The sequence below is a fragment of the Maritimimonas sp. 2304DJ26-3 genome (genome assembly GCF_056591635.1).
On record NZ_JBWQOK010000002.1, the window covers coordinates 146,329 to 159,462 of the forward strand.

Below are 13,134 nucleotides of genomic sequence, written 5' to 3' on the forward strand. Positions count from 1 at the left end.
TTTAAATAGTCGAATTAAATAACTGTAATTATAAGGTTTTAATAATTAAATACTTTATATAAAATAATTTAATAATATGATTAATAATGACTTAAATCTAAAATTATTTATTTTTTAAATATTTTGCAATCATAACACTTAAATATCGTAAATTTATTTACAATTGTAAATTACATTTGTAAACTTATGATTATTTACATTTGTAACGTGATAAAAATTCATGCAAATAAAATTCAAGAGTGGCATCAGAAAAATAAAGAGTCGTCGTTGCATGGCCGATACATTACTTTGTCTGATGTTGAACCCTTAGTTAATAAGTTAGGGTATCCATTTACTTTTTGTGAAATTGGTAAGACAGAAGAAAAAAGACCTATTTATAGAGTCAATATTGGTTCTGGTGATATCAAGGTTTTAATTTGGTCACAAATGCATGGTAATGAAAGTACAGGCACCAAAGCACTATTTGACTTGTTTAATTTTTTTCAAAACCCAGAAAAACTTACAAATTTGCGAGATCAAATTCTAAGCAACTGTACAGTTATATGCATACCTATGCTAAATCCCGATGGAGCTCAAGTTTATACTCGAGTAAATGCTAATAACATTGATTTAAATAGAGATGCTATAGACCTTAAAGCTCCTGAAAGTGCTGTACTAGTGAAAACTCTAAAAGAAGTAAACCCTGTCTATTGCTTTAACCTTCATGATCAGCGTACCATTTTTAGCGTTGATGAAACTAAAAGACCAGCCACATTATCTTTTTTAGCACCATCTATTGATAAAGAACGTACAATTACAGATGGAAGAAAAGAAACTATGCGAGTTATAATTGCTATAAATGATTTGTTACAACAGATAATACCCGGAAATATTGGTCGCTATACTGATGAGTTTTATCCAACAGCAACAGGCGATAATTTTCAGAAAATGGGGCATAATACCATTTTAATAGAGGCAGGTCATTCTAAAGATGATTATGATAGAGAAGTGGTTCGTAAATTAAATTTTATATCACTGCTTCAAGGTTTAAATTTTATAAGCTTTAAAGATAGACTTGAAGATTTTAAGCTGTATTTCGACATCCCAAATAATAAAAAATTCTATTTAGACATCATTTATAAGAATGTTTTCCTTGAAAGCGAATCTGAAAAAGTTGATATTGGTATTCTTTTTAAAGAAGAACTGATTAATAAAAGTATAGTGTTTACACCTGTAATAGAGCATATTGGAAATTTAAAGAGCTATAATGCCAATAAAATTATAGATGGAGATGGTTTAAAGTTTTCAGACAAAAAAGAACTACAACGATTTCTTAAAAATAATTGTTAATTTTTTGGGATTTATTCAATAAAATCTCCAATTTTACATAGTTAAATCCCCTTAACTAAATATAATGGCAAAGTTTAAATTGGACGAGATAGATCATCAAATATTAGATATTTTAATTGAAAACGCTAGAACTCCATTTACGGATATAGCAAAAAAATTATTGGTATCAGCTGGTACAATACATGTTCGTGTAAAGAAGATGGAAGAAGAAGGTGTTATAAAAGGGTCTACGCTTACTGTAGATTATGATAAAATGGGATATACCTTTATTGCTTATGTAGGTGTCCTTTTAGAAAATTCTTCTTTGACAGAACAGGTAATTACCGAAATTGAAAATATACCTGAAATTACTGTAGCTCACCTAACTACAGGTAAATTTACGGTGTTTTGTAAACTTAGAGCTAAAGACACTAGACATGCTAAAGATATTATCTTTATGATTGACAATATAAATGGCGTTCAAAGAACAGAAACATCTATTTCACTAGAAGAAGTAATTAATGATAAAAAACGTTTGATGCATACAATTTTTAATGATTATATCATCTAAACATACCTATAAAAGACCTTAAAAATCTTCTTCAATAATTTTGAAGAAGATTTTTTATTTTACGACTATCTACAAACAAATTTTGCTACTTTTGAAACCTTAAAGTTTGCCTTTTAATGTTATTTAGTAGAAAGAAGTTAAGCGATAAAAAATTAATAGAATTATATAAAGCCATGCTTAAGCCTCGTATGATAGAGGAAAAGATGCTGGTTTTATTGCGCCAGGGTAAAATTTCAAAATGGTTTAGTGGCATTGGGCAAGAAGCTATAGCTGTAGGGTTAACTTCTGCTATGGATGAAGATGAATATATTCTACCAATGCATCGTAATCTAGGCGTATTTACAACTAGAAATATTCCGTTAAATAGATTGTTTTCACAATGGCAGGGTAAAGCAAATGGTTTTACAAAAGGACGTGATCGTAGTTTTCATTTTGGTACACAAGAGTATAATATTGTAGGAATGATCTCACATCTTGGACCTCAATTTGGGGTTGCAGATGGTATAGCATTAGCCAACAAGTTAAAGAGCAACAAAAAGGTTTGTGCGGTGTTTACTGGAGAGGGTGGTACTAGTGAAGGTGATATTCACGAAGCCTTAAATGTTGCGTCTGTATGGCAATTGCCTGTGCTTTTCTGTATTGAAAATAATGGATATGGATTGTCAACGCCAACTGCTGAACAATATAATTGTAAAGATTTAGCAGATAGAGCTTTAGGCTACGGAATGGAATCGCATATTATTGAGGGTAATAATATTTTAGAAGTATTTACTAAAGTGGATACCATTGTAAAAAGTATTCGTAACAAATCCCGACCTGTGCTCTTAGAGTTTAAAACTTTTAGAATGCGAGGTCATGAAGAGGCTAGTGGTGTAAAGTATGTACCAAAAGAGCTTATTGAAACCTGGGCAACTAGAGATCCTTTAAAGAATTATCAAAAATATCTATTAGATGAAGGTCTCATTTCTATGGAAGAAATTCTTGAAATTAAAAAAGAATTGAGTAACCAAATTGATAAGAATTGGAAAGAAGCAAATGAAGAAGAAATTATAAATTCAACCATAGAAAATGAATTAGATGATGTGTTTCAAAATTTTGATTTTAAAGAAGTTAAATCAAATTCTACTGTAGAAAATATCCGATTGATAGATGCTATTTCACAAGGATTAAAACAAGCGATGCAACATCATAATGATCTTGTTATAATGGGACAAGATATTGCTGAGTATGGAGGAGTTTTTAAAATAACTGAAGGTTTTATAGATGAATTCGGAACTGAACGTGTACGTAACACACCTATTTGTGAATCGGCGATTGTTTCAGCAGCATATGGTTTGTCTGTAAATGGAATGAAATCGGTAGTTGAAATGCAATTTGCAGATTTCGTCTCTTCAGGATTTAATCCTATAGTTAATTTATTGGCTAAATCTCATTATAGATGGAATCAAAATGCTAATGTAGTCGTTAGAATGCCATGTGGAGCTGGAGTAGCGGCTGGACCATTTCATAGCCAGACCAATGAGGCATGGTTTACTAAAACGCCAGGATTAAAAGTTGTATATCCGGCGTTTCCTTATGATGCTAAAGGTTTATTAGCGACCGCTATTGAAGATCCAAATCCCGTGTTGTTTTTTGAGCATAAAGCATTGTACAGAAGCATCCGACAAGATGTACCAACTGATTATTATACACTTCCTTTAGGGAAAGCATCTTTATTAAAAGAAGGTAATGAGGTTTCAATAATTAGCTTTGGAGCTTCAGTGCATTGGGCATTAGAGGAACTTGAAAATCAAGGTATTTCTGCAGATTTAATAGATTTAAGATCATTGCAACCATTAGATACCGAAACAATCTTTACATCGGTTAAAAAGACAGGTAAAGCAATTATAGTTCAAGAAGATTCTATATTTGGTGGCATTGGAAGCGATATTTCTGCATTAATAATGGAGAATTGTTTTGAATATTTAGATGCTCCTGTTAAAAGAGTAGCAAGTTTAGAGACTCCAATACCATTTCAAGCCGATTTAGAGCATCAATATTTAGCTAAAAGTAAACTTAATTCTGCCTTAAAAGATCTTATTGAATATTAGTAATTTGTAATAATTTATCTGCTAATTCGTTTTAGATTAAACCCTTAGCTATAATTAGAGCTACAACTAAAACCGAAATTAGTCATGAGTGAGCACGAATTTAATTGCCCATACTGTTACAATGAGATATCTACATTTGTTGAAACAGATAAAGTAAAACAGCAGTTTATTGAGGACTGTATAAAGTGTCGTAATCCTCTTGAGATGATTGTTGATTGTGCTTACGGTATCATTAGCAAAGTTATGATCAATCCGATAGCTCAATAAGGTTAGGTCAACATTTTTTATTAGAGTTTGATTTAATACCTAGCATAGTATTGAATTGTTTTACTTCACGTTTGTGAAAAGCACTAAACCAATGCTTTAGTTTTATTATAAAATTATTGTTAGTTTTTCCCATTATCTTTAAACAAGGTTATACTAATAGGTAGTAATTTGTGTCGTTTTGTTACAACAAATTCATGATATCTACTTAATAATAGAAGAGGTATAAAATAATACTATTTAACATAATATAAATTATAGTACATTTTATAATATTGGTTTATCCTGTGGATGAAGCAATATTTAAGAAAGACGGCGCGCTGGCCAATGTACATACACTTCTATGTAGCCATAATTCTATATTATGTAAAATTTCCCAGAATGTTTGTTGTAAGAATTCAATATTCGGTACTTGAGTTTAAAAACTTTTAAATATTGGATTCTAAGCGATTGGTTTTTATAATTACGTAAAATGTCCCATAATTTGGCATTATGTAAAATTGCCGCCTCCAAACGCTCGATTGCTTATTTAAAACATAATTGCTGATGCAATCATTTTTAAATTTCAATTTTCCATCGCTTGCAGCCACCAAAAAAAGCAAATGCTTTTGCTTCGTATGAAACATTCGTTTAGAATTAAATATTCTACTAGAAAAATCTCATGAGCTTTTTTACAAGCTTATCGCAACAGAATAAATTTACTTTATAAATTCTATTCACTTGCTAATATTCTGCTTTTAATTCAGCATTCTTTCTTTAGATATTATGTTAAATAGAAACTCAACGATTTCAAGTCTTTACACCTTTCTTTTGCCTTGATGCAAAAGAAACAAAAAATCAAGGCTGCATAAAACTTTGGAAAATATGTACGGTTCGTTTCGTTATATTTTAGAGATCGTAGCGTAATCTGTTGAAAAACAGTGATTTATTAATAATTTCGACAGCCATACATTCTGCTGCTATCGAACCTAAAATATAGCCACTACCCTCACCTATAGTTTTCACCAAAGTTTTATGAGGCCGGTTTATTCTAAAGCATGTATCTTATTACTTCGATTACACCTTGAATAATTACAATTCCAATTAAAACGAAACCTGCGTTGTAAGCTAGCCAAGTCACTACCAGCCAAGGAATATTTTCGTTATCCGCATAATTATATATCCGCCAGAAGGAGTCTCTCATATGATCAATATCATTTTCATTCGATGTGAAGAGTATTCTATCCTCATTTACATGGTTCAACAAGTAAATACCTTTTAACACCTTTTTTTTCAACCCATCTTGTTTTTCCGAAATAAATTTTTTGAAATTTGACCGTCTCTCCTTAAATGTAGTTCTTGGCGATAATTCAATTAAACCTAAATCCTCTGCCCAATCATCATTTATTCCCAAGTTATTCATGTAATCATAAATATGAATATAACTTTTCTTGCTTGCAACAAAATCACCGAACGACTTTTCCTTTCTGATTATTAATGGTGACTTTAAATTGAACATTAAAGTTCCAATTGTAAAACATAATGCAGAAAAGAAAAAGTACTTCCAACTAAAGGGTAAATCAAAAATGATTTGAATGTTTTGAGTGCCGATGACAAAATTTAAAGGTGATTCTATTTTAGAAAATAGTTTGGCTAAGGCAGGAACAATAAACAAGTATAGATAGGCTCTATTAATAACTTTGTTATCATTAAATTTCGCCAGAGTGCTCCATGTTATGGGATTTTTAACTTTCATAAAATGTGGAATAAACTAATAATCACTAATTCAGTTTTGCACTCTTACATCAATCTGGGTGTTGAAAGCAATTATTCGAAAAATTATTTCTGATAAAGTTCCTTGAATTTATCTTCTACTGACAAGCTCAATTTATCTACGACATCTTCAACAATACTTTTCATATCAACGTCTCTGGCGACTTCTCCAGCCGCCTTAATCAGATCAAAATAAAAGTCGTCATCACCAGTGAATCTATGCCAAAATTCTCTAGCATAATAAACCACATGGTCTTTTTCCAGAACCCTAATAAATGAATTTGCATCGTCCTTTTCACCATAAATTAAAGCAAAAACAAGATTTTCGTAGGGGATTTTCAAATGATTGGTCCTCGACAAATTAATTACTCCTTTAAAATGATCTTTAATTGTGGTTACGTCGTCCTTATTTAATGCATTAGGGCCAGATTTTAGTTGACAATATTTTTTGTCTCCATCCAAATAATCAATGAACTCTATATCAATACCGGGTGTACTAGATCCATAAGCATCCAAAACTTTCGTTACAAAAGACTGTACATTTTGTCCAAATGAAGTTGTTATTGAAGTTCCAAGTACTCTTGGGTAAATTAAAGCTTTTGCTAACGACTTTGGGTCAGAATTACCTTCTAAAAAATTTGAAAGGTAGTATAATAAAAAAGGATTAATGTTAAACTCGTTTACATCAACAAGTTTTTCAGTATTTTTTCGGTGATTTTCAATTAAAGTTTCACGAAACCAATTCTTGAATTTAGAAATTATTTCTTCTCTATCTTTATTCTTCATCCAATGTTATAACATTAATTATACTTTTGGCTAAATGATATATCACAGGTGCCGAGACTGCATTACCAAATTGCTTCTTAGCGAATCTTTCAATTTCATGAACCGCAAACCAATTAGGAAACCCTTGTAACTTACCTGTTTCTCTACTTGTTAGAGGTCTAAATTTTTTCTTTTTATATATTTCTCTAATAAACTTATCCTTGTATTCCATGGGGTCATTGGACTCAATAGATTCTAATGCGATCATATCCTTAGTCCCTGTAGCTGTCAAGGTTGAAAATATTTCAGAATGAGGTAAATAAACTCTGTACACACCGTTTATTCCAGAAGAATTTTTTGAATTCACAAAAACATATTTCCCATCTTCTTTTGTTTTCAATATATTCTTATCGACCAGCTTTTCTAATTCTCTCTCTTTCAAATTAGGCATTAATTCCTGTAAATCTGATTGGCTTAAAGGATTTCCATCGGCACTTCCATATTTCTTTTTCCTTCTATTTCTTAAAATGATCATACAAATTTCTTTTTCCCTTTTAGTCGTTCTTTTCAACTCCCATGAATGAATACTTGTATGTCCGTTTCTAGTGTCGCAAAAAACAAAAAAATCATTCAATTCATTTTCTTTTTGAAATCTATTTCTTGCCTTAGGAACATAATTTCCATGAATCTTGAAAGGATCAATCTTAGTTTTCCTAACTTTTTTAGAATTTACTGATTCAAGAATATCGGCAATGGTCATTTTTATATTTAAGGGCAACGGATATTTAAATGGTTCTTTTAGTTGCAAATCTTTTCTAAAACCAACAATAAATATTCTATCTCGATTCTGTGGTACACCAAAATCATATGAATTCAAAAGTTTTGGAGAAATTACATTATAGCCTACGTTTTCTAACGAAGTTACAATTAAATTAAGGCTTTCTCTATTTCTTGGATCCATTAAACCCTTCACATTTTCGAAAATAAAAAACTTTGGCTGATTAAGTTTAACTACTCGAATTGAGTCCTCCCACAGTTTTCCTCTTGAATCCTGAAAGCCTCTCATCTTACCAGCGACGGACCATGCTTGGCACGGTACTCCTCCAACTATAACATCAACATCAAAAGGTAACTTTGATATTTTCGTAATGTCACCCAATTCTATTTCATCATGATAAGTTGATCCTAGAAAATTTAATTTATATGTTTCTATTGCTTTTTTATCAATTTCAGAAAATCCAAGACATTTACCACCAAGATCTTCCAATGCAACTCTAAAACCTCCTATACCGGAAAATAAATCAATAAACGTGAATCGATTATTATTATCTTCTGTTTCTAATTTTAAGATATAGTTTCTAATTTCATTTATACAGTCGTCAGCATTGGTATTAATTTGGTGTTCCCAAAATCGAAAAACCTTCCATTTATTAGATTCAAGTTTATAGGTAACTTCCTTGTCTCTAACAATATTTTTCTCAATTTTTTTATTCCAAAATTCTGAATTGGTTTTAATTTGATCTTTCTTAAATTCATAGCCATGCCAAAAATCACCGTCACAAAAAATAGCAACTCTATATTTTGGTAAGACAAAATCTGGCTTACCATCAATATTACCAATTATGTATTCAGGCTTCGTATAAAGAATTCCCTCTTCAATCAATTTCTGTTCTATAATTTGCTCAATACCAGTATCACTTGACTTAATACTTTGCATTATCAATGAACGCTGAATGCCTGGAGGTACTATCTCCACGACCTCACCATCGATCAACCTCTTAGTTCGTCTGGAGTATTTTAAATGTTCTTCTGAAACAGATGGAATTGTTGAATTCATTATAGCAAGTTTACTCAAAAATAGATGATATTCCTAAAGGGATAAAAGTTTTTATTAAGAAGTTTTCACAATTTTGTTGAAGCATTTCATTCCACACACATTACACTTCCCTCCTACGTCATCGCAAAAAGAGTGTTCCATTAACTTTGGTTAAATAGGTTTTTAGAAGAGAGGTTTTTAAGAAATAACTGTAAAAAGATTATTAGTAATGACAATAATCAATCGCATTTTTTATAGTGGTTCTTTTGCTGTTGAAATAATTGTATAATTCTGATTTTTCAAGCTTCCCTTTAAATGGTCTTTCAAATGAAATTGTGTACTTAAAATCATAGATGTGGTTTCTTTTTCTCGAAAAGTTCTGATACAGCACTCTATTATAAGTCAAGGTTAGAATATTTGTAAGGGTGTAATAATTATAGAATAAGTAATCTTGATAATAATTGGAATAGGCTATACCATCGTTCAGTTTCTCTGAATAAAAATTATGGTGATTTTTACTATTGAATCTCTGATAATTTATTTTTTTATATTTCTTTAAAGAAAATTTTTTCCTAGACTTTGTAATCGTTAAAGTTTCATTAAAATATGCATTATCTTCTTTTGGTATATAAATAATATAATTTTGATCTGTAGATAAAGAATCTGATATTTTGAACTCAGAAGGTATGGGACAGCGTAAATCAAAAGGAATCTGGGAAGTGGTTAAATTACTAAAACCAATAAGGGCGATAATAAAGAGACAATGCTTTTTGGATTCTTCGTTATTCAACATATAGTACTCGCGTTAAATAAATACATTTTTTTTATTCAAATTTTTCCTGTTTCGACACTTTTTCTTATTTCAATGATTATTTGATGTTTAAAAACTTAATTGTTAACACAATAACAATTTCCATAGCGAGCTTCCTTACAAGTCTGATTGGATTTGCATTTTGATTGATCGCATCCATTAGGGACTCCACTGCAATTTGTTAAAAACCCGTTTTCCTCCAAATCTAATAACAAACTTTTTTCAATTTCCACAATGGCTTCTTTTGAAACATTAAATTTTGTCATTATTTCTTTAATTCTATAATTGTAACTCATAATTTTTGTTTTTATTTATTAAATATGCGGATGAGAAAATCTATTACCTTCAGCTGCACCGAAAAAAGTATAGGTATAGAATACTATAGTCTCCTCATTTTCACTTGTTGTGAATTTATATGAGGTTCCATTTGGGACAAAAAACCAGTCTCCAGCTTGGTATGTTTCTCCTTGATAAATGACACTTCCTTGAGCAACCATTCTTAAACCACCTCCAGGGTCATCATCGGTATTTTTAGGATGTACATGTGCGCTTACTACAGATTTTTTGGGAAAAATTGTCTTTGCAACCCTAATAGGCATCATATCAACAGGTAATTGCCATTTTTTAATTTTACTTCCAAAGGGTGTATCTAACTGAAGCTCTGATTGTGCAGCTTCTCCAATTTTGTCGTTTGAAGTTACGATTACAGGTTTAATTCCTAGTTTCGAAATTTCCTCTCTTGTGTAGCCTTCTCTTACTAGACCATAACTATGTAACTCTTTTGTTGAATATGATAGTTTTGCCGGATCAAAAGACTTTGATCTCTGTTTTGCCGCTCTTCTTACAGTTTCCACTTCTACGGGAGAAAGGTTGAAAATTTGTTCTTTTTTCATTTTGTCAAGGTTTATTTAACTTAATATTTTGTGATATATTTCGACCATTAATTTAGGTATATCAAAATATAATATCTACAGGGTTTCTCCCCATTCTGCAAAGGATTACTGCTAGCCAATGTTAGCGGTAGTATGATTGGAAAAATATTGCAGTTGAATTACATTTATACCGGTATAAATTTCATTTATTGAATTTAAATTATCCTAATAGTCTTGATAAGGTTTCTATGACCAGTTCTGCTGTTTTTTTCTCCATCATGAATGGCACTCTTGGATAAGATTCCATGTTATAAATCTTAATAATAACTCCATTACCAGAATTAATCGCATCAATTGTATGATTTATTTTGTTTGCAAAAAAAGCTTTCTTCCATTCATTCGGTTTAAATTCTTTCACCTTTTCAAGATTTCTAATTTCATTCTCGGTTAAAACACATTTGTATTCTTCACCATTAATAATACTTCGGAAACTGAACTCTACATATTTTAGGAACTCACCTTTATGTGTAATTTGAAAGCATATGAATTTAATTTCATGCTGATTACCTATATCTAATGTTTTTGATTTCAAAACTTTCCCATACTGTATTTCCCCCCAATCAACTAAACTTTCGTGTATATTGATACTATTTCGTTCTTCCTGTCCGTGTAATACCCCAAAGAATGCAAAAATTAGAATATGAAGAATAAGATTTTTGTAATAGTGCTGTTTCATTTAAATTATTTTATAGATGTTTCTTTAGGCAAAATAAGACTCACTTGGTTGAACACAAAATTGAAGTTTAAGAACTTATTTTTTAAATAAGTCCTTAAATTATCACCCAATACAACGTATTAATCTCCACCTTCCATTAATTTTACAATAATAACATCCTCTTCTCCAAATACATCTACGAAATTCTTTTGCTTCTTCTTCAATTGCTTCAATTACATCCTGCTTATCATCAGGTAATTGAGTGATTTCTTCAAGTTCTTTAGTCAGTTCTTCAGATACTTCTTTATACTTCTCCATTTTAATAAATATATTGCCTACTCTAAATGGGTTTTCGGCTTACCCCCTTTTATTAATGGGTTTGCATAAACGTCTTTGATTTCAGTTTCCCTAATAATTTTTGTAAGTATTAATTAATCATACTAATTAACTTTTCAATGAATATTCTGGCATCTTTATCTTTAATTACTAAAATAGGTGCTTGTTCATCCTTAGATTTATTCTTTTCATAAAACCTAATTGATAGACCTGTATGCGATTTTGAAGCATCCATTGTCCAGTTATCCTGATTCTTAAAAAAACCGCGATCCCACTTACCAACATTAAAATTCAATAGTTTCTTAAGATTCTTGATTTCTAAATCAAGTAAATAAAAGGTAGGATTAATTTTTATTTTTTCGGTAGGTAAAGTAACCCAAACGTATTTAATTTCCTTTTCTTTGTAAGTTGTTAAAATTACATTTAATCCTATATTTTTCTCTTTAGAAAATTTTAAAGTCTCAGAGTTTAAAAGTTTTGTAAATTTAACTTCGCCATATTGATTTAATACTTTTTCTAAATTATAGTTTTCACTATCTTTTTGTGCAAACGAAAAAGGACATTGAAATAAAATAAGTAAAATAAATGCTAATGTTGTTTTATTTATTTTCATGTTTACACTAAATAATTCTAAGACTTTATTCAAAACAAAGCATATCTACACTAGTACCTAAATAGCAAAATAAATTCCATTTAGTGAACCATTTAAGAAATCTAAGAGAAATGAAACTTAATTTCCACAAGTTATTTCTTATTTTCTTGCAATTAAATTTATACCAAAACCTAAGTAAGAACAATACGCCAATTGGCCTATTTTTTATTATTAAGCACTAGAAAAAGCTATTTGTATTCTTTTAAGATCTATTCTCTTATGAGTTCCCAATTTTCTGAATAGATTTTCTGAATGTTTCTTGACGGTTTTTGGAGAAATAAATAGTAAATCGGAAATTTCTCGTCTTGAAAGTTCTTTACCTAAAAGCTCCAAAATTTCCCTTTCCCTTTTAGTTAACGTATAGTATTTGTTGAAATAGACCTCCAAAGTTTTATTTAGTCCAAATAAACGATCTACTTTACGGCAGACTTCTTCAATATCCTCAGGGAATAAGGAAATGGATATCAACTGTTCATCATTGAGAATTTTGGAAGTTGTAAAAAGATAAAATGGGTTGTCTTCAGGTGTATATTGCCAGTCTTGTAAAAAAGTGAACACTTTCCTTTTATCACCTTTAGAAATTTCATCAAATAATTTGGGATAAACTGTGTTTAATGTATAAGGACTCTGATGTTTATGAAATACTTCAGCTCCAAGAGCATATAATTCCTCACATGAATATTTTAAAAGATCTAAGCCTCGTTTCGACATATACTGAAACGCCAAATCTCTGGTAGAATTTATGTGAAGTACGCCCGGTATTATCTCGGCGATGTCATCTAAGTCAATTACTTTGTTTTCAATAAGCTGACTAACCTTATAGAGCTTTGTGGGTTGTAGGGGTCGCATAGGGTTAGGGATAATTATTTTATTCTTACAAAATAACTTTGATTTCAAACTAATTCAACAGGATTTTTCCCCTTTTTTCAGGGGATTTTCCCCCTTTTTATTCACAAAAAAGTAGAAACAGAAGGTTTCGTTTCCATTCACACACATTCCCCTACTCGTCGGTTCAGGTAAAGAGTGTTCCATTTACTTTAGTGAAATAAGCTTTTAAGAATAGATTTTTTAGCAAATTAAGAGTAGAGAACCTTTGCTTTTACCAAAGCAAAGTAACATAACGCAGAACATTATAATACATTTTAAATATTTAAATGTTACTAAATACAAATAGTTGACTTA

At 30.5% G+C, this 13,134-nt stretch carries 13 protein-coding genes; 4 read left to right on the forward strand and 9 right to left on the reverse strand.

Features of this window, described 5'->3' with window-relative positions:
- Nucleotides 1-207 precede the first annotated feature (207 nt).
- The 4 genes from AC1EUV_RS05530 (at nucleotide 208) to AC1EUV_RS05545 (ending at nucleotide 4,236) form a co-directional block, all read left to right on the forward strand.
- Nucleotides 208-1,329, forward strand: coding sequence for a M14 family zinc carboxypeptidase (locus tag AC1EUV_RS05530; protein WP_480197686.1), 1,122 nt, complete (start codon nucleotides 208-210; stop codon nucleotides 1,327-1,329).
- Between the two features lie 64 nt (nucleotides 1,330-1,393).
- Entirely contained in the window at nucleotides 1,394-1,879 is a 486-nt protein-coding gene (locus AC1EUV_RS05535) for an Lrp/AsnC family transcriptional regulator (RefSeq protein ID WP_480197687.1), read from the forward strand.
- Between the two features lie 116 nt (nucleotides 1,880-1,995).
- The gene (locus AC1EUV_RS05540; protein ID WP_480197688.1) at nucleotides 1,996-3,969 is read left to right on the forward strand and encodes an alpha-ketoacid dehydrogenase subunit alpha/beta; all 1,974 of its coding nucleotides are present in this window, start codon (nucleotides 1,996-1,998) and stop codon (nucleotides 3,967-3,969) included.
- Between the two features lie 84 nt (nucleotides 3,970-4,053).
- A complete protein-coding gene (locus AC1EUV_RS05545; protein ID WP_480197689.1) occupies nucleotides 4,054-4,236 on the forward strand; it encodes a zinc ribbon domain-containing protein in 183 nt (60 codons plus the stop codon).
- 1,027 nt (nucleotides 4,237-5,263) lie between these two features.
- On the opposite strand, the gene AC1EUV_RS05550 is transcribed toward AC1EUV_RS05545, so the two are convergent.
- The 9 genes from AC1EUV_RS05550 to AC1EUV_RS05590 all read right to left on the reverse strand — a co-directional run bounded on the left by AC1EUV_RS05550 (nucleotide 5,264) and on the right by AC1EUV_RS05590 (nucleotide 12,801).
- On the reverse strand, nucleotides 5,264-5,968 hold the full coding sequence (locus AC1EUV_RS05550) for a hypothetical protein (RefSeq protein WP_480197690.1): 705 nt from the start codon (nucleotides 5,966-5,968) through the stop codon (nucleotides 5,264-5,266).
- An 83-nt stretch (nucleotides 5,969-6,051) separates the two neighbouring features.
- Entirely contained in the window at nucleotides 6,052-6,771 is a 720-nt protein-coding gene (locus AC1EUV_RS05555) for a PmeII family type II restriction endonuclease (RefSeq protein WP_480197691.1), read from the reverse strand.
- Nucleotides 6,761-8,587, reverse strand: coding sequence for a DNA mismatch endonuclease Vsr (gene vsr / locus AC1EUV_RS05560; protein ID WP_480197692.1), 1,827 nt, complete (start codon nucleotides 8,585-8,587; stop codon nucleotides 6,761-6,763). Before vsr ends, AC1EUV_RS05555 begins: the two co-directional genes overlap by 11 nt.
- Nucleotides 8,588-8,789: 202 nt before the next feature.
- Entirely contained in the window at nucleotides 8,790-9,359 is a 570-nt protein-coding gene (locus AC1EUV_RS05565) for a hypothetical protein (protein WP_480197693.1), read from the reverse strand.
- A 332-nt stretch (nucleotides 9,360-9,691) separates the two neighbouring features.
- On the reverse strand, nucleotides 9,692-10,270 hold the full coding sequence (locus AC1EUV_RS05570; RefSeq protein ID WP_480197694.1) for a hypothetical protein: 579 nt from the start codon (nucleotides 10,268-10,270) through the stop codon (nucleotides 9,692-9,694).
- Nucleotides 10,271-10,469: 199 nt separating this feature from the next.
- Complete coding sequence (locus AC1EUV_RS05575; protein WP_480197695.1) at nucleotides 10,470-10,985, reverse strand: hypothetical protein; 516 nt, start codon at nucleotides 10,983-10,985, stop codon at nucleotides 10,470-10,472.
- 102 nt (nucleotides 10,986-11,087) lie between these two features.
- On the reverse strand, nucleotides 11,088-11,282 hold the full coding sequence (locus AC1EUV_RS05580) for a hypothetical protein (RefSeq protein ID WP_480197696.1): 195 nt from the start codon (nucleotides 11,280-11,282) through the stop codon (nucleotides 11,088-11,090).
- 109 nt (nucleotides 11,283-11,391) lie between these two features.
- On the reverse strand, nucleotides 11,392-11,913 hold the full coding sequence (locus tag AC1EUV_RS05585) for a hypothetical protein (protein WP_480197697.1): 522 nt from the start codon (nucleotides 11,911-11,913) through the stop codon (nucleotides 11,392-11,394).
- A 210-nt stretch (nucleotides 11,914-12,123) separates the two neighbouring features.
- On the reverse strand, nucleotides 12,124-12,801 hold the full coding sequence (locus AC1EUV_RS05590) for a response regulator transcription factor (RefSeq protein ID WP_480197698.1): 678 nt from the start codon (nucleotides 12,799-12,801) through the stop codon (nucleotides 12,124-12,126).
- Nucleotides 12,802-13,134: the final 333 nt, after the last annotated feature.